Origin of the sequence: Parvibaculum sedimenti, from assembly GCF_009184905.1 — a bacterium.
Classification (GTDB): domain Bacteria; phylum Pseudomonadota; class Alphaproteobacteria; order Parvibaculales; family Parvibaculaceae; genus Parvibaculum; species Parvibaculum sedimenti.
In genome coordinates, this window is the sequence record NZ_WESC01000003.1 from 69,191 (window position 1) to 93,667 (window position 24,477).

The 24,477-nt window shown below is 62.7% G+C and carries 21 protein-coding genes; 6 read left to right on the forward strand and 15 right to left on the reverse strand.

Going from position 1 to position 24,477, the window contains the following annotated elements; genetic code table 11:
- Window positions 1-251: 251 nt before the first annotated feature.
- The gene (locus tag F2P47_RS03870; RefSeq protein ID WP_152214855.1) at window positions 252-791 is read left to right on the forward strand and encodes a hypothetical protein; all 540 of its coding nucleotides are present in this window, start codon (window positions 252-254) and stop codon (window positions 789-791) included.
- Window positions 792-801: 10 nt separating this feature from the next.
- Here the strand turns inward: F2P47_RS03870 and F2P47_RS03875 are convergent, their stop codons facing one another.
- Window positions 802-1,359 carry an NADPH-dependent FMN reductase gene (locus F2P47_RS03875; RefSeq protein WP_152214856.1) on the reverse strand — a complete coding sequence of 186 codons (558 nt, stop codon included), beginning with the start codon at window positions 1,357-1,359 and terminating at the stop codon, window positions 802-804.
- Window positions 1,360-1,595: 236 nt separating this feature from the next.
- On the opposite strand from F2P47_RS03875, the gene F2P47_RS03880 reads away from it, so the two are divergent.
- The 3 genes from F2P47_RS03880 (at window position 1,596) to F2P47_RS17605 (ending at window position 2,878) form a co-directional block, all read left to right on the forward strand.
- A complete protein-coding gene (locus F2P47_RS03880) occupies window positions 1,596-2,450 on the forward strand; it encodes an RcnB family protein (protein WP_152214857.1) in 855 nt (284 codons plus the stop codon).
- Window positions 2,451-2,498: 48 nt separating this feature from the next.
- Window positions 2,499-2,648, forward strand: coding sequence for a hypothetical protein (locus F2P47_RS17600; protein WP_185680932.1), 150 nt, complete (start codon window positions 2,499-2,501; stop codon window positions 2,646-2,648).
- A 68-nt stretch (window positions 2,649-2,716) separates the two neighbouring features.
- A complete protein-coding gene (locus tag F2P47_RS17605; RefSeq protein ID WP_185680933.1) occupies window positions 2,717-2,878 on the forward strand; it encodes a Thivi_2564 family membrane protein in 162 nt (53 codons plus the stop codon).
- A 21-nt stretch (window positions 2,879-2,899) separates the two neighbouring features.
- Here F2P47_RS17605 and F2P47_RS03885 read toward each other — a convergent pair whose 3' ends face one another.
- Window positions 2,900-3,871 (reverse strand): phosphoribosylaminoimidazolesuccinocarboxamide synthase, encoded by a 972-nt coding sequence (locus tag F2P47_RS03885; RefSeq protein ID WP_152214858.1) that lies wholly within the window; start codon window positions 3,869-3,871, stop codon window positions 2,900-2,902.
- A 185-nt stretch (window positions 3,872-4,056) separates the two neighbouring features.
- Between F2P47_RS03885 and pepN the strand changes: the two genes are divergently transcribed.
- Window positions 4,057-6,702 carry an aminopeptidase N gene (gene pepN, locus F2P47_RS03890; protein ID WP_152214859.1) on the forward strand — a complete coding sequence of 882 codons (2,646 nt, stop codon included), beginning with the start codon at window positions 4,057-4,059 and terminating at the stop codon, window positions 6,700-6,702.
- Between the two features lie 233 nt (window positions 6,703-6,935).
- Window positions 6,936-8,756, forward strand: coding sequence for a PAS domain-containing sensor histidine kinase (locus tag F2P47_RS03895; RefSeq protein WP_185680934.1), 1,821 nt, complete (start codon window positions 6,936-6,938; stop codon window positions 8,754-8,756).
- A 2-nt stretch (window positions 8,757-8,758) separates the two neighbouring features.
- Here F2P47_RS03895 and F2P47_RS03900 read toward each other — a convergent pair whose 3' ends face one another.
- The 13 genes from F2P47_RS03900 to F2P47_RS03960 form a co-directional block, all read right to left on the reverse strand.
- On the reverse strand, window positions 8,759-9,370 hold the full coding sequence (locus tag F2P47_RS03900) for a phosphoribosyltransferase family protein (protein ID WP_246176729.1): 612 nt from the start codon (window positions 9,368-9,370) through the stop codon (window positions 8,759-8,761).
- A gap of 155 nt (window positions 9,371-9,525) precedes the next feature.
- The gene (locus F2P47_RS03905; protein ID WP_246176731.1) at window positions 9,526-10,914 is read right to left on the reverse strand and encodes a glutamine synthetase family protein; all 1,389 of its coding nucleotides are present in this window, start codon (window positions 10,912-10,914) and stop codon (window positions 9,526-9,528) included.
- Window positions 10,915-10,925: 11 nt separating this feature from the next.
- Window positions 10,926-12,269 (reverse strand): NAD(P)/FAD-dependent oxidoreductase, encoded by a 1,344-nt coding sequence (locus F2P47_RS03910; RefSeq protein WP_152214861.1) that lies wholly within the window; start codon window positions 12,267-12,269, stop codon window positions 10,926-10,928.
- 62 nt (window positions 12,270-12,331) lie between these two features.
- Entirely contained in the window at window positions 12,332-12,907 is a 576-nt protein-coding gene (locus F2P47_RS03915; protein ID WP_152214862.1) for a periplasmic heavy metal sensor, read from the reverse strand.
- Complete coding sequence (locus tag F2P47_RS03920; RefSeq protein ID WP_152214863.1) at window positions 12,904-13,440, reverse strand: hypothetical protein; 537 nt, start codon at window positions 13,438-13,440, stop codon at window positions 12,904-12,906. Before F2P47_RS03920 ends, F2P47_RS03915 begins: the two co-directional genes overlap by 4 nt.
- A 16-nt stretch (window positions 13,441-13,456) precedes the next feature.
- A complete protein-coding gene (locus F2P47_RS03925; protein ID WP_152214864.1) occupies window positions 13,457-14,032 on the reverse strand; it encodes an RNA polymerase sigma factor in 576 nt (191 codons plus the stop codon).
- A gap of 58 nt (window positions 14,033-14,090) precedes the next feature.
- A complete protein-coding gene (locus tag F2P47_RS03930; protein WP_185680935.1) occupies window positions 14,091-14,453 on the reverse strand; it encodes an EF-hand domain-containing protein in 363 nt (120 codons plus the stop codon).
- A gap of 188 nt (window positions 14,454-14,641) precedes the next feature.
- Complete coding sequence (locus F2P47_RS03935; RefSeq protein WP_152214866.1) at window positions 14,642-15,970, reverse strand: aminomethyl transferase family protein; 1,329 nt, start codon at window positions 15,968-15,970, stop codon at window positions 14,642-14,644.
- Entirely contained in the window at window positions 15,967-17,547 is a 1,581-nt protein-coding gene (locus F2P47_RS03940; protein WP_152214867.1) for a phytoene desaturase family protein, read from the reverse strand. Before F2P47_RS03940 ends, F2P47_RS03935 begins: the two co-directional genes overlap by 4 nt.
- Before the next feature lie 2 nt (window positions 17,548-17,549).
- Window positions 17,550-19,148, reverse strand: coding sequence for a phytoene desaturase family protein (locus tag F2P47_RS03945; protein WP_152214868.1), 1,599 nt, complete (start codon window positions 19,146-19,148; stop codon window positions 17,550-17,552).
- Window positions 19,149-19,393: 245 nt separating this feature from the next.
- A complete protein-coding gene (locus F2P47_RS03950) occupies window positions 19,394-22,342 on the reverse strand; it encodes a bifunctional [glutamine synthetase] adenylyltransferase/[glutamine synthetase]-adenylyl-L-tyrosine phosphorylase (protein ID WP_246176738.1) in 2,949 nt (982 codons plus the stop codon).
- 52 nt (window positions 22,343-22,394) lie between these two features.
- On the reverse strand, window positions 22,395-23,876 hold the full coding sequence (locus F2P47_RS03955; protein WP_152214870.1) for a sensor histidine kinase: 1,482 nt from the start codon (window positions 23,874-23,876) through the stop codon (window positions 22,395-22,397).
- A complete protein-coding gene (locus tag F2P47_RS03960; protein WP_152214871.1) occupies window positions 23,773-24,450 on the reverse strand; it encodes a response regulator transcription factor in 678 nt (225 codons plus the stop codon). Before F2P47_RS03960 ends, F2P47_RS03955 begins: the two co-directional genes overlap by 104 nt.
- Between the last annotated feature and the right edge of the window lie 27 nt (window positions 24,451-24,477).

The following is a 24,477-nucleotide window of genomic DNA, read 5'->3' on the forward strand; positions in this document are numbered from 1 at the left end:
GCTGATGGATCCTCGCCAAAAAGTGACGGCGCGTATCCGATTTGCGCGCATTGTTCCTGCAATTCGGCGCGGTGAAAAGAGGCAGCGCATTGACGCCGCGTCCGCTTGGGGTCCCCCGCCCGTCGCTGCGCTGCACCCATGCCGATCCCTCGCATCGACTCTCCGCCACGCCCGCGCCACACAGATTAAACAATCGCTAACCCGGGCCCCGCATACTGGAGGCAAGGTCCACTCCTGAATCGGTAAATTCCATGGCGAAGGCACAGTTCCACAAGAACCAGCGCGTATATGTACGCCCCGTTGGCACCTGGGCGGTGATCGAGCGCGTGGTGCCGCAATGGGTGAAGGATGTCGACGAACCCCTGCGCGTCTTCTACGACGTCGGGCTGGGCCGCGACTTCACCGCGACGGAGCTTCAGACGGAGCAATCCGCGGCACTCACCGAGATCGACCCTGCGATGGAGGAATGGCGCGTCGTCCGCCAGCCGAACAAGTGGCGCTCGGTGGAAGAATGCGCGACGCATCCCTTCCCCGGCAGCTATCCGGTCATCATGACCAATACCGCGGAAGGCGGCGGCTGGCGCGTACCCGGCATGGAATACGACTTTGCGCCAGAGCGTGTTGAATTGCAGGCCCGCATCATGGCGGCGAGCCCCAAATTCCTGGTTCTGCTCAACCGGCTGGTGGACTACGCAACGAGCAATCCGGAAAACCTGCCGGAGGAAGTCCTCGTTCTCGCCCGCGATGCGAAGACGATGATCGAACAGACGAAGAAGATCGAGGCGGTCTGAGTCTACCGCCCTACCCCCTTATCTTTTCGATCCACGCGGCGAAGGCGGCCATGAACTTCGTCATGAAGGCGCGCGTGCCTTCATTCGCAATCTCGCCCTTGTCGTCGAAAAGCGCCGCTGCGTTGCCGATATAGGCTTCCGGCTGCTGCAGCACCGGCATGTCCAGAAAAGTGAGTGACTGGCGCAGATGGTGATTGGCGCCGAAGCCGCCCATCGCGCCCGGTGACACGCTCACAATGGCAGCGGGCTTGCCTGCCCAGACGCTGTGGCCATAGGGCCGCGATCCTACATCAATGGCATTTTTAAGAACGCCGGGTACGGAGCGATTATATTCCGGCGTAACGAAAAGAACCGCGTCGGCGGGGCGGATTGCATCGCGAAACTCGACCCAGCAAACCGGTGGGCCGGCATCATGGTCCTGATCGTAGAGCGTGAGCCCCCGTATCTCGACAATGCCGAGCTTCAGATTTGCGGGCGCGAGTCTGGTCAGCGCCAGCGCCGTCTTGCGGTTGAACGAATCCTTGCGAAGACTGCCGACAAGCACGGCGACTGTGCGTTCCATGGCCATGATATCTCTCCCAGCGGACGATCAGTCGGCGAAGGATATGCCTTTCCGAGCATCGTGAAAGCGCTTTGAGGCAGAGATGGTTTCATCATGGAACAACCTTCTGCGCCATCATGGGGCATTGGTGCTGCTTTTGATTGCGCTCAATCTGCGGTCGCGTGATCTTGTAATTGTCTGACGAGTGACGGCCGGGCACCGCGCCCTCGTTTACGACATCATGATCGGACAGGAGACCTGCGATGAACCGGCTCTTCATTCCCGCGCTCGGCCCGCTGATGCTGGCGGGCTTTACTCTGGTGAGCACGACCGCTCACGCGGTCCCACCGAACGACGCGGAGCACTATGCCGAACGGTCCATGGAGCAGCAGGCCGGTTCGGAGATATTGCAGAGCCAGCGCAGGAACGCGCGGCCCGGCGACAAATATCAGCGCGGCAAGCCCGAGCATGGCCAACGCGGTCTCTCCAACGGCATCCTGCAAAATGGGGTGGTCCCTGATGGTATGTTGCAGACCGGACCGACGCCCCGCGGGCCTCTGCAAAAGGGCGCCGCGAAGCCCGGCATGCTACAAAGCAACCCGGCTCGCAGCGCCCCGACGCAGACCCAACCCTGGCACCCCGCCCAACAGGCGCCAGCGCCCCAGATTCAAATTCAGTCCGGCGAGCCTTGGCAGGGCAACGAGCATGATGTGCTCTCGCGCGGGCAGTCGGGCGGGATGTGGCAGGGCAAGCCGCTTGGCCCGACGGAGCCCTATGCGGGCCCGAGCGATTACATGGTCGGCCATCCTCCGGGGCCCTGGAGCGGGCGGCCCCATGACTACGACCCGAATGACTACCATCACAACTATCAGGCACAGCGCCGCTTCAACATGGGCCGCTATGTCCGCCCGCATGGCTGGTATGAGCGCAGCTGGTCCTATGGCGAGGTGCTGCCGTCCATCTTCTGGCCGCGCAACTACTGGATCGAGGACTACTGGACGTTCGGCCTCACCATTCCGCCCTATGATTGCGAATGGGTGCGCTATGGCGACGACGCGGTAATGATCAACACTGACACTGGCGACATTTTGCAAGTCGTCTATGGGCTTTTCTACTGACAACTCGACCGTCGGGGGTCGCGTTTGTCCCTGGCAGAAGGATAGCGAATGAACCGCAACAACACTCTCTACGTCATTATCGGCGCGCTCGCACTCGCGGTCATAGTGTTCGGTTATCAACTTTATCAGGACCGAAAACAGCCTGAGGGCGTTCAGATCAATGCCGGACCAGGTGGCATTACGATCGAAAAGAAATAGCGACGGGGCCACTTTGGCACAGCAAGAGAAGGCTACCCCTCGGGGGAGCATTCCAACAGGAGAACTCCATGCCGCTGATTCAACTTGTCGTCGTTCTGATCGTGATCGGTGTCCTGCTCTGGCTCGTCAACAACTACGTGCCCATGGACGGCAAGATCAAACAAATCCTGAATATCGTCGTCGTCATTGCCGTTATTCTGTGGTTGCTGCGGGCATTCGGCGTGTTGTAACCGCTGAACGACAAAGCGAACTCAGAAATAGGACGCGAGATTCCGCCGGATGCGGTCGAGAACTGGCTCGTCGGCGTCGGGGAGCTTGAAGGTTTGGCCCGTGATCGTCTCGAAGGCGCGGATATAGACTTCCGCCGTGTCGAGGATCAGCGTTTCGGGAATCTCCGGGATTTCATCCTTGTAGGGATCGCAACGCGAGGCGACCCAATTGCGCACGAAATCCTTGTCGAAACTCTCGGGCTTCTCACCCTTTTCGAAACGCTCCTGATAGGATGAAGCCAACCAGTAACGGCTGCTGTCCGGCGTATGAATCTCGTCGGCGAGCACAATATGGCCGCGCGCGTCCGTGCCGAATTCATATTTCGTATCGACAAGAATGAGGCCGCGCGTCGCCGCAATCTCCTGACCACGAGCGAAGAGCGAAAGCGCATAGGATTCGAGGACGCGCCACTGCTCCGCCGTAAGGATACCCTTTGAGACGATCTCCCGCGGAGAGAGAGGTTCGTCATGCCCGCCGTAATCGGCCTTGGAAGTCGGCGTGATGATCGGGTGCGGCAGGCGCTCATTGTCGCGCAAGCCCTCAGGCAGCCGGATGCCGTACATCTCCCTCTCACCCTTCTTGTAGAGCGTCAGGATCGAGGTGCCGGTGGTGCCAGCCAGATAGTCGCGCACGACGATCTCGACCGGCAGGATGTCGAGGCGGCGGCTGACAACCACATTGGGATCGGGGTATTCGAGGACGTGGTTGGGGCAGATGTCCTTCGTCGCCTCGAACCAGAAGCGCGCCGTCTGGGTCAGCACCTCGCCCTTGTAGGGAATGGCGGCCAGAATACGGTCGAAGGCGCTCAGCCGGTCCGAAGCGATGATGATGCGGCGTCCATCGGGCAGGTCGTAATTGTCCCGGACCTTGCCCTTGTAATGGTTCGGAAGCTCCGGAATGGTCGCGTCGCCAAGCACCTGATGCTTGCGCGCCCTGAAAGCCGCTTTGTCCATTGTTTTATCCCTGATTGGCCGTGCCCGTTGATGGCGGAAAGCGTCCCGGAGCGCAAGTGTCGTTGCGTCCGCCCCCGGCGAAGCGACGAAATTTCGCCATATCCCGGGCCGATTGTTTTAGACTTGTCGTAATCAGCCCGGGCGGAGCGGCCAGGCCCCGCCCTCAAAATCGAGCAGACGTCCCCATGAGAACAGAAGAACCGCGCGCCGTCCTCCTCAAGGACTATGCGCCGCCCGCCTATCTGATCGACACCGTTTCGCTGGAGGTCGAGCTCGATCCGGCCGCGACCCGGGTGCATTCGAAGCTGAAAATGAGGACAAATCCGGCCTCGGGCGGCGGGCCGCTGGTACTCGACGGCGAGAAGCTGACGCTGCATGAGGTCCGTCTGAACGGCGAGACGCTGAGCCCGAACGCCTATCAGGTGGATGGCCGCCACCTGACGATCCCGGACCTGCCTGCAGGCGAATTTACCCTCGAAACGGTGACGACCTGCGGGCCGGAGGCGAACACGGCGCTGACCGGGCTCTACCTTTCGAGCGGCATCTACTGCACGCAATGCGAGGCGCAGGGCTTCCGCCGCATCACCTATTATCTCGACCGCCCGGATGCCATGGCCGTTTTCACGACGCGCATCGTTGCAGACGAAAAGGTGGCGCCGGTTCTTCTGTCCAACGGCAATCTGGTGAAGGAAGGCAAGCTCGCCTCTGGCAAGCATTTCGCGGAATGGCACGACCCCTTCCCCAAACCCGCCTATCTTTTCGCGCTGGTGGCCGGTCGCCTCGGCCATGTCGAAGACAAGTTCGTCACGAAGTCGGGCCGCAAGGTCACGCTGCGCATCTTCGTCGAGCCGGGCAATGAGGATCGCTGCGCCTATGCCTTGGAAGCGCTGAAGCGCTCCATGCGCTGGGACGAGGAAGCCTTTGGCCGCGAATACGACCTCGACATTTTCATGATCGTCGCCGTCAGCAGCTTCAACATGGGGGCGATGGAGAACAAGGGCCTCAATGTCTTCAACGACAAATACATTCTCGCCCGCCCCGACACGGCGACCGATACCGACTATGCCTCCATCGAGGCGATCATCGCGCATGAATATTTCCACAACTGGACGGGCAACCGCGTTACCTGCCGCGACTGGTTCCAGCTCTGCCTGAAGGAAGGCCTCACCGTCTTCCGTGATCAGGAGTTCACCAGCGACATGCGTTCGCGCGCCGTGAAGCGTATCGCAGACGTGCGTCTTCTACGCAGCCATCAGTTCCCGGAGGATCAGGGCCCGCTCGCGCATCCCGTTCGGCCCGACAGCTACATCGAGATCAACAATTTCTATACGGCGACCGTCTACGAGAAAGGCGCCGAGCTCTGCCGCATGATCCACACGCTTGTGGGGCCGAAGCGCTTCCGCAAGGGGATGGATCTCTATTTCGAACGCCATGACGGCGAAGCGGCGACGGTGGAAGATTTTCTGCAAGCCCTCAGCGACGGGGCGAAAATCGACCTGACACAGTTCAAGCGCTGGTATTCGCAGTCAGGTACGCCGGAAGTGCTCGTCTCCGGCCGTTACGACAGCGCTCGCGAAACCTACACGTTGAAGATGACGCAGGTTTGCGCCGCAACGCCGGGTCAGCCGGTAAAGGAGCCCTATCACATTCCCATTGCGGTCGGCCTTGTCGGCCCGGACGGCAAGGACATGGCGCTTCAGCTTGACGGCGAGGAAAAACCCCACGCGAAAACGCGTGTGCTCAACCTCACCGAGCGAACACAGACCTTCCGCTTCCGCAATGTCGCCGAGAAGCCCGTGCCCTCGCTGCTGCGCGGCTTCACTGCGCCGGTGACGCTTTCGAGCAATCTCAAGGAACGCGACTATGTGTTCCTGATGGCCAATGACAGCGATCCCTTCAACCGCTGGGAGGCGGCGCAGCGCTACGCTAGCGGGCTTCTGATCGCCAATGTCGAGGCGATCCGCACGGGCGGCAAGCGCCGCCGCGGGACCGCCTTCGCCGAGATGATACGCAAGGTGCTTGCAGACAAGAAGCTCGACCCCGATTTCGCTGCCCAGATGATCCTTCTGCCCAGCGAGCAGGCGATCGCGCAGATGATCGGCAAGGATGTCGATGTCGACGCGATCCATGAGGCGCGCGAGACCCTGCGCATCGCCATTGCGGCGGATGTGCGCGACGATCTGAAACGCATCTACGAGCGCATGAAGGTCGACGGGCCCTATAGCCCGGACGCTGAGGATGCGGGCCGCCGCGCACTCAGGAACGCCTGCCTCGGCTATCTCGCCTTTTTACCCGATGGGTCGGGCGTGGAGATGGCCGCGGCGCACTTCGACGGCGCCGACAACATGACAGATCAGATTGCCGCGCTCGGCGTTCTCGCCAATATCGACGTGCAGGAACGCACCCGTGCGCTCGAGACCTTCTACGAACAGTGGAAGGGCGACCACCTCGTCATGGACAAGTGGCTCTCGATCCAGGCGACGTCCTCGCTTCCCCGTGCGCTGGACGACGTCAAGAGCTTGTTGCATCACCCGGCGTTTACCATACGAAACCCCAACAAGGTACGCGCACTGATCACAAGTTTCGCCACCGCCAACCAAGTTCGCTTCCATGCGGCGGATGGCGCGGGCTATGCTCTCGTCGCGGAAAAGGTGCTGGAGCTCGACGCGCTCAATCCGCAGGTGGCCGCCCGGCTGCTGGGCGCCTTCAAGAGCTGGCGCCAGTTCGACCGCAAGCGCCGCAGCTTGATGTCGCGCCAGCTCGAACGGATCGCCGGCGCGGAGGGCATTTCACGCGACGTATATGAGATCGCCAGCAAGACACTTGCTTGATGGCACCAAACAGGGTGGCGGGTGAGTCTGAAATGCATCGGATGCCAAAAAGCGAGCCGCCATATCTGGACAAAGGCCGAGGGCTCCCGAATCATCGTTTCAATGATTCGGCCCCGGGCGGGCCGGACTGGGCGGCGCGGCGCCCCGTTCCCGGCCCCCTTGGCGTTTCGACGAGTCTTGGCGTTTCGACGAGTAATGAGGGGCCGAACGCGCAAGCCGCCGGCATGGTTCAGATGAGTATCCCCGACGCGACTTCGTCGAGAACGGAAGTCCTGGCCTGGCAGCAGCACATGGCCCGGAGCCGGCCGGCGCTGTCCTCCGGCTGGTTGCCGCGCATCGCGCTGGTCCTTCTGGGCGTCGTCCTCGCCTTCGTCAATTCCGCGCTCTATGTGCGGGACGGCTATTCCCATGCGCTCGGTCTCTCCGCCCTGCTCTCCCTTGGCGGCTTCCTGCTGGCCTTCATGCTGATGCGGCTGCGCGAGAAGAAGATCGAGGCGGAAACGGCCCTCATCGAAAACCAGCTGCGCTTCGACATGGCCTTTGCGGGCGCGCGCTGCGGCATCTGGGACTGGGACCTGACGGCGAACCGCGTCTACTGGTCCTCGGCCATGTTCGACATGCTGGGCCTGCGCCAGCCCTCGAAGCGCCTGTCGCCTGCCGAGATCAAATCCATCTCCCATCCGGACGACGGGCCTGCAATCGACGAGATCATCGGCGCGGCCTCGCGGGCCTCGCGATCCTATGACACGACATTCCGGCTCCGCCATGTGGATGGAAGCTGGGTCTGGGTTCATGCCAAGGGGCAGGTCTGGGGCGGCGGGCGCATTGCGGGCGAACGCCTCGTCGGCATCACCATCGACATCACCGAGCAGAAGCTCGCCGAAGAACGCGAGCGCCGCGCCACTGCCCGCTTGCGCGATGCCATCGAAAGCATCGGCGAGGCCTTCGCCCTCTGGGACGACGACAACAGGCTCGTCACTGCGAACAGCAAGTTCGCCGAATTCCTGAACCTGCCCGAAGACGGCTTTGCGCCGGGGACGACGCTCGAACAGGTCATGGCGGATGCAGGCATCGGTTCCGACTGGCCGCGCGCGGGCGGGCTGGAGGAGGCGGTGTGGGAAATCCACCTTCCCTCCGGGCGCTGGCTCCAGATCAGCGAGCGGCCGACCAACAGTGGCGGCCATGTGAATGTCGGCACCGACATCACGGCGATCAAGGTTCAGGAATCATCCCTGACGCAGAACAAGTCAGCGCTCGAAAAGACGGTGCGCGACCTCGAAGCCTCGCGCCTCAAGCTTCAGCATCAGGCGCGCCAGCTCGTGGACCTCGCCGAGAAATACGCCTCCGAAAAGACCCGCGCAGAATCGGCCAACCGCTCCAAGTCCGAATTCCTCGCCAATATGAGCCATGAGCTTCGCACCCCGCTCAACGCCATCATCGGCTTCTCCGAGATGATGGAGGCGGAGATGTTCGGCGCTCTCGGCTCGCCGAAATACAAGGAATACGCGCACGACATTCGCTCGAGCGGCCAGCACCTCCTCGAACTCATCAACGACATTCTCGACATGTCGAAGATCGAGGCGGGCCGCATGACGCTCGAAAAGCAGCCGACCGATCTCGGCGTCGTGATCGAGGAGTCGATGCGTCTCGTTTCCGGCCGCGCCGAAATCGCCTCGGTGAAAATCGTCAACGAGGTGGGCGACCTCCCGACGGTCGAAGCCGACAAGCGAGCGATCAAGCAGGTGCTGCTCAACCTGCTGTCAAACGCTATCAAGTTCACGCCCGCAGGTGGCACTATCACCATGCGCAGCGGCGCCGACGACAAATTCGTCGCCATCGCCGTCGAGGACACGGGCATCGGCATTCCGGCCCACGCGCTGCCGAAAATCGGCCGCCCCTTCGAGCAGGTGGAAAGCCAGCACTCGAAGAAGCACAAGGGCACAGGCCTCGGCCTCGCCCTCTCACGCTCGCTCGTGGAGCTTCACGGCGGCACGTTGCTGATCGACAGCACCGAAGGCGTCGGCACCCGCGTGACCTTCACGCTGCCGCTCTGAATTCAGGCGAGCGTTTCGGGCTTCGGCCTTGCGACGCCGTCCTTCACATCGAATTGCGGAATGTGGCCGAGACCCCGCACAAGGCCCGCGTCGGCGCCGAGTTGCTTCTTCCAGTCATGACCTTCGGTGAGGATGACACCGATGCCGACGATCTCCGCGCCTGCGTCGCGCGCCAACGCTACACTGGCAGCGAGGCTCGAACCCGTCGCCACCACGTCGTCCACGACCACGACGCGCTTGCCCTTGATGAGCGGGATGGCGGCGCGGTCGAGCAACAGGCGCTGCGAGCCCGACGAGGTGACGGAGACGACCTCGCGCAACATCGCGTCCTTAAGATGAATCTTGGGCGACTTCTGCAGGATCACATATTGATCGAGCCCGAGCGCGCGCGAGACCTCGATCGCCACCGGAATGCCGAGCGTCGCAGTGCCGACAATGATGTCGGGTTTGAGATCGCGGATCTTCTCCGCCATCGCCTTTCCGATGCGCTCGCCGAAGCGCACTCCCATGTCGATGACCATGAGAAGCGAGATGGCGAACGTGTCGTTGATGGGAACGAGCGGAAGCCGGACGGGCTCGCCGGCGATATCGACAATGTAATGTTCGGGGGTCACTTGAAGCCTCGCAGGGAAAGTTTTCCCAATGCGATTGCATGCAATATGCCAAGGCGAAGGCCACGCATTTACGCGATTTTTCAGAGATTCAGACCACTCGAAGCAAACCCGGCTGCCTTTGAATTGGGCAGCCGGTTCTCGCTCAGGACGGAATGTCAGAGATACCAGTCGTATTCCAACGGCGAGATCGCACGCTGGAACTTGTCGAATTCGAGCATCTTTGTCTCGGCATAGACGTCGACATACTGGTCGCCGAAATATTCGCGCAGCACCGTCGAATTGCGCAGGCGCTTCAGCGCACTCGGCAGGTAGAAGGGAATACTCTCGTCCATGCTGTCGCAGGCATTGCCTTCGGCCGGGTCGCCCGGATCGATCTCATTGACGATGCCGTAGTGAATGCCGGCAAGGATCGCGGCAAGCACCAGATAGGGGTTGGCGTCGGCGCCGGAAACCCGATGTTCGACGCGCATCGCCGAATGCGAGCCCGCCGGCACGCGGAAGGCGACCGAGCGGTTGTTGTAACCCCAGGCGCCATTGACCGGCACAAACAGGTTCGGTTCGAACCGGCGATAGGAATTGAGGTTCGGCGCGAAGAATGCCATTGCCTCGCCGAGCGTCGCCTGCAGTCCGCCGATCGCATGGCGCAGCTTCGGGCTGCCTTCGTCCGTACCATTGTTGAAGATATTGTTGCCCTTCTCGTCGAGCAGGGAGCAATGGACGTGAAGCCCGTTGCCTGTCTGGCCGACAAAGGGCTTCGCCATGAAGCTCGCGATGAAGTTATGCTTGCGTGTAATGGCGCCGATGAGATGACGCAGCATGATCGCGTGATCGCCCGCGCGCACCGCGTCGTGCTCGTGATTGAGATTGATCTCGTACTGGCCCGGCGCGAATTCCGCGGTGGCGCCCGAAGCCGGCACACCCTGCTCCGCCGAGGCCTCGTCGATGTCCTTCAGCAGCGCCATGAACCCGTCGAGTTCAGTGATGCCATAGACTTCATTGGCGGTTTCACGCTGTCCCGTTGCCGGATTGATCGGCGCCTGCGGCAGACCCTTACGGTCGCGCTCGCGATCGAGAACATAAAATTCGAATTCGCAGGCCGTAACCGCATGAAGACCGAGCTCGGCAAGCTTCGCTACCACATTGGCAAGGATGACGCGCGGCTCGAGATTGAGTGGCGCGCCGTCACTGTCCTGCATGGTCATGAGGACCTGGGCCTGCTTCATCGAAGCCCATGGCACCGGCACGATGGAACCCGCGACCGGAAAAGCCTGACCGTCCGGGTCTCCGTCCGAGAAACCCATGCCAAGAATGTCTTCATTGACGCCGGTTACGTCGAAGAAATAGACCGACTTCGGCATATGAACGCCGGAGGTGAACACCTTCTCGGCTTCTTCGATCGGGAAGCGCTTGCCGCGCACTGTGCCGCACATATCAACGAAAACGGCATCGAGATAGTCAATGTCGCCTCGTTCTGCGAGGAAGGCCTTGAACTCGGCCAAAGTCGCACGCCCGTCGGTACGCGGTTTCTCGCGATCGCTCATCATTTACCTGGCTGTTATTTATCCTGAAGCCAATAGTAGCCGAGAGCAGCCCCAAGATACCAGCGCCGGAGCGACGGAAAGAGCATACGTGGCGGAATCCCGCGGAAAGGCTCAGGAATTTCAGCGAATGTTTTTCGGCCGCCGATAAGTTCCGCGAGCATTTTTCCTGTCCAGGGCGCCGCCGAAACCCCATCACCGTGATAGGCAAGACCGAAATAAACGCTCGCATCATCGGGCATTTGTCCAATCGCGGGCGTCATGCGCGCCGTCATGCAAACAAAACCACGCCAGTAATGCGTCGTCGGAACGTCCTTCCACGCGGTGAAAACCTCACCCATACGGCGCTCGAGTATGGCGCGCATGCGCATGCCATCTTGCGGCTTGCCCGTCAGATCGCCGCGCGCGCCGAAGAGAAAGCGGCGGTCTGGCAGAAGCCGATAATAGAAAAGAAGATTGCGCGTATTGCTGCAGGGACGTTCCGTCTTCCACCCCTGCGCGGCCAGCTCATCATCCGTCAACGGACGGGTTACGACGATATTGGACAAGACCGGCATGAGACGGTCGGCCAATACCCGGCTCACCGGCTCGCGGGTGAACCCGTTGGTCGCAACGATGATACGGCGCGCGCGCAACGTGCCGGTTTTCGTCACAAGGCGATGTTCATTGCCGATCTTTTCCCAGCGCTCCACATGGGAGCGACCATGCAGCTTTGCGCCGTGACGCGCCGCCGCCGCCGCAAGACCGCGCGCGAACCGCAATGGGTGGAGACCGAAGGCGACCTTGTTCAGCAGGGCGCCGAACTGCTCGGTTGAGTCGTAGGACGTCTCGGCGACTTCCTCGCGCGTGAGCAGTGCCACGGGCACACCGAACTTTCCTCCGAGAAGATCGCGTTCCTCCTCCAGCGCCGCGAAACGCGAGGGCGAGTGGGCAACATGCAGCGTGCCGTCGCCTTGCGGGCGAATGTCGATGTCTTCGTCATGCGCGAGCGAACGAACGAGTTCGACCGCATCGACCTGCGAGGAAATAAAGCGCCGCGCTTCCATCTCGCCATAGCGTCGAATAAGGCCGGACAGAGAGAGGCTGCTGGGCGGAAGTGTGCAGAAGCCGCCATTGCGACCCGACGCGCCCCAGCCAAGCGGGCCCGACTCGAGCAGCCGCACATCGACATGATGGTCGCGGGCAAGATGAAGCGCCGCAGAAAGCCCTGTATAGCCGCCACCAATAATGGCGACGTCGCATTGCGTATCGCCAGCAAGTGGCCCGAGGTCCGCGCCATCGGCCAGCGGAGGCGCATCGTCCTCCCAGAAACTTCCGGCAGGCGAGGACGCGTCGTAAAGGCTCGGATGATACCAGGTCATTTTGGGTGAATTGTCATGTACTCGACTCGGGGTGAGCCAGGATCATATCACGCGACGCTCCGTCAGGGCCGCGGGCCCTCCGGGCCTTCCGGACCGCCTGGCGGAGGCCCCTCCGGGCCGCCCGGACCGGCCGGACCGAAATGTTGCTCCGCGCGCCTGCGCATCGACTCTGCCACGCGGGCTCGTTGTTCGGGCGTCAGTCTGGAGAAGCCCTGAATCATGGCGTCGCGCGTCGCCTGACCGATTTCGGCCTGCACCATATCGACCTTCGCGAAAGCCGCAGTAACCCTGGCAGTATCGTAGGACGGCGCGCCCAATGCGTCAGCAAGCTCTCTGCGGGCCATCTCAAGCGCGGCGAGATGCGGTTTGATGAGCGGAAACTGCTCGATCATGATCTTGCGCATCGCTGCCCTGTCGCCCGGCGGCAAGTCATCGGTACCCTTGTGCAGCATCTTGAAAAAGGGCGCCGGGACCCGCCCCGGCTCGGCACCCGGCGGAGATGGCGGCCCGATGATCAGCGCAGCCGCAATCGTTCCAACGAGGAAGAGATTGATAATGAGAGAAAGGAGCAGCGCCGGCCCTACCCAGCGACGCTCTGCAAGCGGCACCTGAGCCTCGTTCACGGGCAACTCACTCATTTCTTCCAGTCCTCGGGATATTCATTTTCGGCCAGAGCGAAGGAAACGAGCTGCTCTCCAGCCGTGCCCGTCGAAGCCGATGCAGACTGAACGGGGGCGAGACCGAGTGAGCTGAGCCCCTCTGCCGTGACGCCCGACGGCAAGGCGGCGCCAAAGCCGATGCCGAGCATGATGGATGCCGCAAGCGCACCAGCCGGGAAAGCAGCTGAGCCGTATGGCCAGACGATACGGGCAATGGATTGCCACAGGCTCGCACGACGCGCTTGGTGGGATAGGATCCGCCCCGTTGCGGCGCGGGGACGGGCTGCCATGATCCGGGAGAGCAGCTCCGGCGAGGGCGCGTCTGCCGCAGGTGCCATAGCGAGCAAGCTGTCGAGTTCGCCCGCCTCTTGGACAAGAGCGCGCGCTTCTGCAGACCGCGCCAGCAGCGACTGGGCCGCCTGGCGTTCGCCCGCCGGCCACAGATCCGGCGAGGCGCCATATGCCCCGGCGATCTCCGCCAAACGCTCCAATGTCATCTCGTCAGTCGCCATTGCCTCACCCCGGCCCTCATTGGCCATATTCCACGGTTTTACGTAGCCACTCATCCCGTTCCGTCGCAAGAGCAACACGAAGTTGTCTCCGTGCCCGCCCCAGTAGAGATTCAACCGCTTCGACACTCACATTGAGAATTTCCGCCGCCTCGATGTTCGAGAGCCCCTGATAATGTGTCAGCGTCACGGCAGCTCTTTGCCGCGCCGGCAGGCCCTGTAACGCCAGATCGACCCGCCGCGCGAGATCCTGCCGCTCGAGTTCCTCCAGCGGCGTCGGACCGTCACTTTGGGGCTCGGGAATGGAGTCGATATCGTCTGTGGTGTGACGGCGCAAACGGTCTAGGCACAGATTGGTCGCAACCCGGTGCAGCCAGGTGCTGAATTGCGCCCTGCCCGGCTCCCAGCGCGAAGCATGTGTCCAGACCCTGAGAAACACTTCCTGGGCAACCTCCTCGGCATCGGCATGGCTGCCTAGCATGCGGCGCGCCAAGGCAAGCATGCGCGTGAGATGCCGGTCGACAAGCAGCCTGCAGGCCGCCTCGTCACCCAGCGCCACGCGCGCTACCAATTCGTCGTCCGACGCGTCGATCAAGCGATCGCGCCCCCTTCATCAATTCAGACCGCTCATAATGATTGCGGACGTGCCGATCCTACTCGGCTTTCGGCGCCGTCGCACCGGGTTTGGCCACGGTGCCCGGCTGGCGATGCGCCTTCATACGCTCATACCGCCGGGCGGCTGCCGCGTCATATTCGGCCTTGGTCACCTTGCCGTTGCCATCGGTGTCGATGCGCTTGAAGCGGATTTCGGCGCGCTCGGCCGCCCGCTTCTGAGCTTCGACAATGAATTCATCATGAGAGATGGCGCCGTCACCATTGGTGTCCGCAGCCTTGAAACGGGCCTCGCGGGCGGCATCGCGCCCGACACTGTTGTCCGCCTGAACAGCGAAAGGAAGGAGTAGGCCCAATGCGATGGCGGCAACGCCGACAATCAATTCCGCTCTAAGACCACGCAACGCAATTCTCCTCCAAAAAAGGCGGTCGGGAGGGTTGATGCGCCCACTCCCGACCAGGAGTAACGGGTTAACTTCCGGTCCGAAGGGGGAAGGAGACCGGTGGGAACGTCGTCCTGTCACTCACACTGGTAAACGCTGACGCAAATCAATTCCGTCGCCGAAAAATGTCCCTCAATGGAACATAAGAATTAATAATCGGCAAGAAGCGGCGCCGGCACAGTGTGCCGCAGCGGCGAGATAATTGCGGGTTCGGTGAGGAGCCGGGCTGGAATCTTGAGACGGCGGACCCGCAGCCCCTCCCTGAAATCGACGCCAACGGCCAGGGCGCCCACGCTGGCCGCGTAGCGGAGCCGACCGAGGGCAAGATTGACCCCGAGCGCCTGCGAAAAGCCGGAACTCGTCACGATCCCCTCAATCCCGCCATCACGCTCGATGGCGCAGAACTGTATAGGCTCCGGGAAGTCCAGCGCCAGTGCAACGACCAGATGGCGCGGTTCCCGCTGTTTCAGGCGGCGCAAGGCCTCACGCCCCGTGAAATGGCCGCCATCAAGATCGACGAGCGAGGCAAGCCCAAGCTCGAAAGGCGTCGAGGCATCGGCCGGATCGACGGCAGTGAAAGCACCGAGGTAATCGCATCCCGCGCGCGGAATGCCCACCTCTATCCGGGCAAGTTCCCGCAGGGCAAATCCGGTCGCGGCAATGCCGAATTCCGCACCTTTGTCGAAGAGACGTGCCCAGAGCATGGGCGCGTCCTCCGGATCGAGCCAGAGCTCATAGCCGAGTTCACCCGTAGCGCCCGTCCGGCTCGCATAGACTGGCATGCCGGAAATGTCGAACCAGCGGGCGCCATAGGGCCTCAGCGTCTCAATCTCGCAAAAGCCCGCAGCATTGAGAACCGCCGCCGCATGGGGCCCCTGCAAGCTCAGCGCGGCGAGCGTGGCGCTCACATCCTCGATGCGGACCTGGAAGCCAAGTGCGCTGTCGAGAAGCCAGGCGAGATGCGTCTCCTCCGTGACCAGACGATATTCGCCCTCGCCCAGCCGGAAGAGATGGCCATCGCCGACGACGAACCCGCGATCCTCGCAGAAAACGACCGGCATGGCCTCATCGACAGAGAGCTGCATCACATTGCCGGTAACCAGCCGGTCGAGATAGGCCCCCGCGTCGCGCCCGCTGATGCGATACTTCACGATCGGGGAAATGTCGCCAAGCGCCGCCGCGTGGCGCAGCACACGATATTCATCGTCGAGCGAGGTCAATATTTCCGGCGTTGTGTAGCCGTTCCAGTCCGTCCAGAGATTGGTGCTGCTTTCGGCGGCGACGCTCAGATGCAATGGAGTCGTAAGCACACGACGGCCGAAAGGCGGCTCGTCGGACGCATGCGCAAAAAGATCGGGATCGACCTCGGCCGTTGCCTCGAGCCTGTCGAGATCTGGATGCTCCGCCGCGTCGGGTGCCTCAGCCGCCTCGCCAGGTTCCACCTGTTCCGCGAGGGCCATGTCGCTTTCGCCGTTCATGCGCGCCTCCCGTCGGAAAGCGCAAGTTCAGCGGCAAGCTGACCGGGCCGACCTGAAACGCCTCCGCCCGGATGATTGCCCGCGCCGCAGAGATAAAGCCCCTTGAGCGGCGTGCGATATTGCGCCAGCTCCGGCGCGGGACGGAACATCAACAATTGGTCGGGGCGCATTTCGCCGCCATGCCACTCGCCGCCCTCAAGGCCGAACTTGGCCTCGATGTCGGGGGGAAGTAGCATTTCGCCGGCGATGATCCGCGCCCTTATGTCGGGTGCATAGAGAGAAAGCGTCCCGATGACGCGGTCGAGCAGCCGGTCGCGCTGCGCCGCCCAGCCGCCCGCCACATCAAATGGCACATATTGAATGAGGACCGACATGACATGATGGCCGATCGGCGCGAGCGTCGCGTCAACGACACTCGGCACCGTCACCTCCATCGCCAATTCGTCCGGCAACTTACCGCGCTTGAACGAGGCGAATGCCTGATCGAATTCATTGAGCGAGGGGAGGACGAGAAGCCGCGCGCCATATTCTGCGGGCGAGAGCCCTGCAATGGTGGGCAGACCCTCCAGCGCCAGATTGAGCTTGGCCGTCGCGCCCCGACGGCTCGCCTGCGCGAGACGCGAGGCAAGCCCTGCATCGAGATGCGCATGACCGACGAGATCCAGCATGGTCGCGCGTGGGTCGACGCTCGACAGAATAGCGGGCGCATGAAGGAAATCGCCCGCCTCCGTCTCGACGCCCTTCGCAATGCCATTCTCGATGATGATGCGCTTCGCCGCCGTGCCCGTCTTGATGGCGACGCCGAAACCCTCGGCGGAACGACGCAACGCCTCCACGAGCGCGCCCATGCCCCCGCGCGGTAGCGAAGTACCTTTCCTCTCATGCTGCAAGGCGCGGCGATAGATCAGGTTGAGTGCGGTCCCCGGCGAATATGGCCCTTCGGCCGCTCCACGCACGGCGTCAAAGGCGAACGCGGCGCGGAGCAGCGGCATCTCGAAGGTATCGTCGACAAGATCGCCTATGCTGCCCGGAAGCGTGCGCAGCAGGGCCTCAAGAGAGGGCTGGCCGAGGCGGCGGGCGCGCCAGACCAGACTGCGGAAGGCCGCCTTGGCGTCCAATGACGCGCCGCCGGAACGCGGCGCCGACGCAAGCAGCAAGGGGCGCAATGCGGCCGCATGGGCCTTCAGTCGGTCAGAAAAGGCGATCAGCGCGGTGGCGTCATGCGCGTTCCATTGCCTCAGTGCCGCGAGGTCCTGCCTTCGGCTAGACAACGTCAAATGGCGCTTGTCGCGCGAGAGCGCGACGGTCGACACATTGCGCGCGGCGAAGCGCAGCCCGTTGCGCGCGAGTTTCAAATCCTTCTCGATCCTGCGCGGCATGGCTTCGACGAGATGCGCCGCGGTCGAGACCATGTAGTCGGGCGAGATTTCACCCGTCGTAACAGCGCCACCGAGATGGTCCGACGCCTCGAGCAGGATCACGCGCTTTCCGGCCTTCGCCAGATAGGCAGCGGCGACGAGACCGTTATGGCCTCCCCCGATCACGATGGCATCGAAACTCCGGTCGGCGAGCTGCATGATCAGCCTCGCTTTCCAAGAAAGGAGGCGACCAGCGCCGCCGCATTGGCGCCCGCATTCCCGACGCCCAGAGGCCCCGGATGAACGCTCTGCGAGCAGAGATAGAGATTGCGGATCGGTGTTTCATATCCTGCAAGCGCAGGGGACGGCCGGTTGAAGAACATCTGGTCGAGTGTGGTCTCACCATGCGAAAGATCGCCGCCGGTGATCCCCACTTCGCTTTCGATGTCGGGCGGCGTCAGCGTTTCGAGCGCGACGATGCGATCCCTGATGCCGGGGCTCGCTTCCGCGATGCGTTCCACGACGAGATCGGTGAGTTCATCGCGGCGCTCGCCGGTCCATACGCCGTCATGCAGCGTCTCCGGAACATAATGCACGGCAACCGACAACACATGTCGTCCATGCGGCGCGAGCGTCGGATCGGCGAGCGTAGGGACGAGCATATCGATCAGCGGCGCGCGCGGAGGTATGCCGTCGCGCCAATCGTCGGAGGCGCGATCCATTTTATCGAGCGTGGTCGCCAGCCGCATGCCACCGAGGAGCGCCGGGCACCCTTCAGGCACGGCCTGAAATTCAGGCGCGCTATCAAGCGCGATATTGATCTTGGCGCTGACCCCGCGCATGCGGAAGCGCCCCACCCGTTCGACAAAGCCATCCGGCAGCGCAGACCAGGGGAAGAGAGCGAGAAAGGTCCGCTTCAGATCGAGGTCAGAGAGAATGGCGCTGGCTTGTATCTCTTCGCCATTCGCGAGCACGACGCCGCGCGCGCCGCCCTCGCGCAGCAGAACGTCGGTCACTTCGGCCTCGGTGCGGATCATACCGCCATGAGCTTCGACGGCAGCACCCAATGCGCGGGCAATGGCCGCCGGTCCGCCGATGGCAAGCACGCGGGCGGGTGCGCCGCCGCTCGCGCCCGCGGTTTCGTCGATAAAGGCGCCGAGAAGGTGGCGCGCGCCCGTCGGCGCGCGGGGTCCGAGCGAAGTCCCCGCAAGCGCATCGGAGGCGAGACGCGCCTTCACGGCATCGGAACGGAAATAGTCGTCGAGGAAATCCGCACAGGACAGCGTCCAGAGCCGCGTCAGATCGTGAAGCTCGCCCACATCCTTCTCGCCCCAGCGAGAGGCGGTCTTGAGCAGGCGGCGCAATGTGGAGAAGGAACGGCGCGTGGGATCGCCCGTCGCCCCGGCCAGCAATGGCCGGAGCTGCTGTGCGCCGCGCAGCATGTCGCGGCGAAAGCGCGTCCAACCATCGGCGTCTTTCAGCGAATGCCGCGCAAGCTCGCGGCGGTGGATCGCGCCGTCGCGATAGGACGCGATGTAGCCCCCGTCTTCCAGCAGTGAGACGCCGCCATCGACGCGGAGAAAGCGAAGCCCGTGTCGCGCGAGATCAAGCTCCGAGACGATGCGGGCGGGCAGCGTCGAGGTGCCGAGGCTGTAGCGCGGGATGGTGAAGCCGGGAACGATCTCATAGGAGGCATCTGCGCCGCCCAGCGCGGCATTGCGTTCGAGCAGCAGGACGCGCGCGCCGGAGCGCGCAAGGTAGGCTGCGGCCGTCAGACCGTTGAGCCCTCCTCCGATGATAATCGCGTCGTGACGCTCCATGCGTCGAACCCCAAATCGCCCCACGCCGCCCCGATGGGACGGCAATTTCGATCGTACCGCTTTGACACGTCGAAATCAGGGCAGTCGCCCCCGCCGTGCCGAAACTGGAAGGGACATTAACCAAAAGAATCCAGGCATTTCGCGGATAACTGGGTCGGATAGCCCATGCGTTAACGGTCGACGCCCGGCCGGCAGGGGGACGGTGCAAGACTTTCGCCATGAAATATTGGGGGCGGCGTGACGCGTCAGGACGACGCCACCGAACCGATGATGCGTTCGAAGGCGTCGTAGACCTCTGCCTGAGACTCGCGAAGCTGGGCCTCGAGCGCGGAGAAATCCGGCGCGTTGCCCGTCCGCGCCAGAAGCGCCTTGAGGCCGGGCGTCGCCTCCTCCGGCTTGAACACGCCCTCGACGCAGATGCGGATTGCCTGCGTGAGATTGAGTGTGAGGTCGACGGCCGAGAGAAGAACATCGGCATCCGCCGAGCTCACGACGCCAGCGGCGCCGATGGCTTGCAGGGCCGCGCGCGTATGGGTCTTCAGAATGTCCGGATGCTTATGCGCATGGGCGAGCTGAAGGAACTGGCAGATGAACTCGATGTCGACGAGGCCGCCGCGCACATATTTGAGTTCCCACAGGTTCTTGCTCGGATATTCATGCTCGATCCGCGCCCGCATGTCGGCCACATCGAAAGCTGTCTTGCCGGGATCGCGCGGACGCAGCAGCGTTTCGCGAATGGCGGCTTCGACGCGGAGCTTCAGCGCGTCTGGCCCTGCAAGAACGCGCGCCCGCGTCAGCGCCATGTGTTCCCATGTCCAGGCTTCGCTCTTCTGATATTCAACAAAGCTCTGAATATGGGTCGCCACCGGTCCGGAATTCCCGGACGGCCGCAGCCGCATATCGACTTCATAAAGCTTGCCTTCACTTGTCGGCGCGGTGAGCGCGCTGATGAGCTGCTGACAGACGCGAGCGTAATATTGCGAGGCAAACATCGGCCGCGCGCCGTCGGACGTCATTTCCGCATCGGCGACATCATAGAGCATGATGAGATCGAGATCGGAGGCCGCGCTCATCTCCTCGCTGCCGAGCTTGCCCATGGAGACGACGGCAAAGCTGCCGCCCGGCACGTGGCCCGCGCGCTCGGCGACTTTTTCCTCGGCGATGGGCGCCAGCGCCGCGACAAGCTCGCCCGCTATCGCCGCATAGGAAGGCCCGGCCTCTTCCGCATCGGCATTGCCCGCGAGCACGCGCACGCCGAGCCGGAAGCGATGCTCGCGCGCCCATACGCGGGTGAAGTCGAGCACATCCTGATAGTCCCGCGCATGTTCGAGCGTCTGAGCGAGACTCTTGCGCAGCGTCTCGCGGTCGGGCCGCATCTTGAAGAAATTCGGATCGACCACCGATTCCAGAACGGCAGAGTTCTGCGCCAGATAATTCGCAAGCCTCGGCGCCGTGCCGCAAATATCGGCGATGAGATCGAGCAGGCTCGGATTGGAATAGAGCATCGAGAAAAGCTGAACACCGGCAGGTAGCTTCGTCAGGAACTGGTCGAAACGATTGAAGGCCGTGTCAGGCTGCGATGTCCGGGAAAGCGCGCGCAGCAGCGCCGGCATGAGCGCCGTCAGTAGCTCACGCGAACGCGGAGAGCGCGTGGCAGCAAAGCGACCCGTGTGCCAGGCGCGGATGGTGGCTGACATTTCCGAGACTTGCGTGAAGCCGATATTGCGCAGGGTTTCGAGCGTTTCAGGATCATCCTCTGTCCCGGTGAAGACGAGGCTTCCGCTTTCCTCCGCTAGCGGCGGCGCCGTTTCGAAGAGCTTCGCATAATGACCCTGCACGCAGCGCAGATGGCCAACCAGGACTTCCGCGAATTCGGCGCGGCTATCGAAACCCAGAAAGCAGGCGACGTGATCGAGCCCTTCATCGGTTGCGGGCAGCGTATGCGTCTGCTCGTCCGCGATCATCTGGAGTCGATGCTCGAGCGTACGGAGAAAACGATAGGCTGTCTTGAGTTCGTCGGCCGCTTCCGGCGCGATCCAGTTCTTGCGCGCCAGCTCGTCGAGCATCGAGCAGGTCTGTTGACCGCGAAGATCCCTGTCGCGACCACCCGCGATCAATTGCTGCGTCTGGACAAAGAATTCGATCTCGCGAATGCCGCCACGTCCGAGTTTCACATTATGCCCGGCAACCGCAATCGTGCCGTGTCCGCCGACGGCGTGGATCTGCCGCTTCATCGAATGAATATCGTCAATGGCAGCAAAGTCGAGATTCTTGCGCCAGATGTAAGGCGTCAGCATCTTGAGGAAGAGCGCGCCCGCCTGCGGATCGCCCGCGACGGCGCGCGCCTTGATGAAGGCGGCGCGCTCCCAGTTCTGTCCCCGGCTCTCGTAATAATGCTCGGCGGCTGGAAGCGACACGGCTACGGGTGTGCCGCCGGGATCGGGGCGAAGTCTCAAATCGGTGCGGAACACATAGCCGTGCTCGGTACGCTCCTGCAGGGTCTTCACGAGCGCCTGCGTCAGGCGGACGTAGAAGGGCCCCTCCTCCACACCATCCTTCAGCGGCAGTTGCCCCGGCTCGTAAAACACGACGATGTCGATGTCGCTCGAATAGTTGAGTTCGCGCGAGCCATATTTGCCCATGCCGAGAATGGCGAGGCCGCTGCCCGCCTGTGTCGTCTCGTCAACGGCGCGCAAGACCTGCCCGCGTCGCGCCGCATCCTTCAACAGCCATTCCACAGCCGCTTGCACCGCCGCATCCGCGAAGGTTGTGAGCGCCGCCGTCACTTCTTCGAGATTCCACGCGGACGTGATGTCGGCAAGCGCGATGAGGATCGCTGCCTCGGACTTGGCGAGACGCAGCTCGCGCATGAGATCTGCTTGTGTGGGCGAAGCGGCCGCCGCCAGCGTCCTCGCGATCAGCGCGTCGAGCGTCGCCACCGGCGGCTCGTCGACGAGCCTCGGCAGCCAGTCGGGATGAACGCGAAGGATGCGCGTGAGAAACGGGGAGTTACCGAAGATGCCATCGAGAAGCCGCCGCGTCTCGGCATCGGCGAGAAGGCCCTCCATGCGGCGGCGTGTGACCTCATCCCCGATCGAGGCAAGGCTCGCCTCCATATCCTGCATCGCGCTTGCCGCACGTTCCGCATCATATGGACGCGGCGCCCGCGCCGCACGTTCCCGCAAAGCCCTCACATCCGCGCTCAAATTCGTCTCCCCTCGAAAAACCGTGGAAGACTAACAGAATTCAAAGCGCAACGGGAGGAAGCGAAATGGTCGCGCGGAGGCCCGGATTGTTGTCGTCGAGCGCAAGTTGTCCGCCGTGAAGCCGTACAACCGCAGCGACCAGGCTGAGGCCCAGGCCGCTGCCTGGCGTATTGCGGCTGGATTCCAATCGCACGAAACGTTCCAGAACGTGGGCGCGTTCTTCTTGCGGTATTCCTGCCCCATGATCGGCCACGCTGATGAGCACACGCCCCACGGCATCGGGCTTCACCGACACAGCAATGAGAGGCTCGACTCCTTCGGCCTGCGGTCGCCCATGCTTGATCGCATTGTCGAGAAGATTGATGACCGCCTGCGACAGAAGCTCGCGATTGCCGTTGACCGCCAGCCCCGTCTGCACCTCGACTTCGAGCCGTAACCCGCTTTCCTCGGCAAGCGGCTCGTAGAGTTCGGTCGCGTCGGCGACGATTGCCGCAGGATCAATCACATTCATCGACTCGCGCAGTGATCCGGCTTCCGCTCTCGCAATCATCAAAAGCGCATTGAAGGTCGTGAGCAGATTGTCCGCCTCTACGATCGTCCGCTCCAATGCCTGACGATATTCCTCAGGCGACGCATCCTTGAGCAGCGTCACCTCAAGACGGCTGCGCAGGCGGTTGAGCGGGCTTCGGAGATCATGCGCCACATTGTCGGTGACCTGACGCATGCCGGTCATCAGTGCTTCGATCTGATCGAGCATGGCGTTGAGGTTGCGCGCGAGCTGGTCGAGTTCGTCGCCCGTGCCAGCGATGGGAAGGCGCTGCGAGAGATCGCCGCGCATGATGCCGCTGCTGATCCGGTTGATAGCGTCGACGCGAGCCAGCATGTTACGGCTCATGACCAGGCCACCGGCAAGGCCAAGCGCCGCAGTAAGGCCGATGGCCCAGAACAGCGCATTGGTGATGAGACTTTCTATGATGCGCCGCTCCTGCACATCACGACCGACGAGCAGAAAGAAGCCTTCCGGCAGAACGAAGGCGCGGGCACGCGCGGCCTTTACCTCGACGCGATCGACCACCTTGCGGTTGTAAAAGAAATCCATCCAACCGTCCGGCCCGGGCGCCGCCGTCGGGCGAACATCAAGATTGCCCGCAAGCACCTGTCCGTTCGGGCCGGTGACGAGATAAAGCCCTTGCCCAGGATCGCGCGAGCGCTGGATGACCGTGTGGACGAGGAGCGGCAGCCCGCCCTGCGCATATTGCTCGGCAAGGCCCGTGATCTCTGCCTGCACCGCCTCGTCCGTCTGGCGCACGAGAAAGCCCGCCGTATTCCAATAGACGTAGGCCAGCAGCGTGATCGCGGAAGCGGCGAAAAGCGCAAGGTAGAGGACCGCGAGCCGGAAGGTCGAGGTCTTGAGGAGATTAATCAGCCGCGCGTAGCGAATAACCAGCTCCCCGAACCGTATGCAGCAAGGGCTGCTTGAAGTTCTTGTCGATCTTGGCGCGAAGCCGCGAGATATGCACATCGATCACATTGGTCTGCGGATCGAAGTGATATTCCCAGACATTTTCGAGCAGCATGGTGCGGGTGACGACCTGCCCCGCATGTTTCATCAGATATTCGAGTAGGCGAAATTCGCGCGGCTGCAAGTCGATTTCCTGCCCTGCGCGCACGACCTTGCGGGCGAGAAGATCGACCTCGAGGTCACTCACCTGAAGCCTTGTGCGCACCTGATCCGGATTGGAGCGACGCACCAGCACCTCGATGCGGGCGAGCAGCTCGGCGAAGGCATAGGGCTTCGTCAGATAGTCGTCGCCACCTGCCTTAAGGCCCATGATGCGGTCGTCGACCTCTCCAAGCGCGGAGAGGATGAGCACCGGCGTGGTGACCCCTTCCGCGCGAAGCGTGGTCACGACGCTGAGCCCGTCGCGCTTCGGCAGCATGCGGTCGACGATCATCACGTCATAAGGGCTCGAAAGGCCGAGCGTCAGCCCTTCTTCGCCGTCGCCAGCATGGTCGACGATATGTCCGCTTTCGCGCAAGCCCCTAACCAGATAGGCCGCCGCTTCGAGATCGTCTTCAATGACGAGAATCCGCATGGAGGTCACGCCTCAATCGCACATATG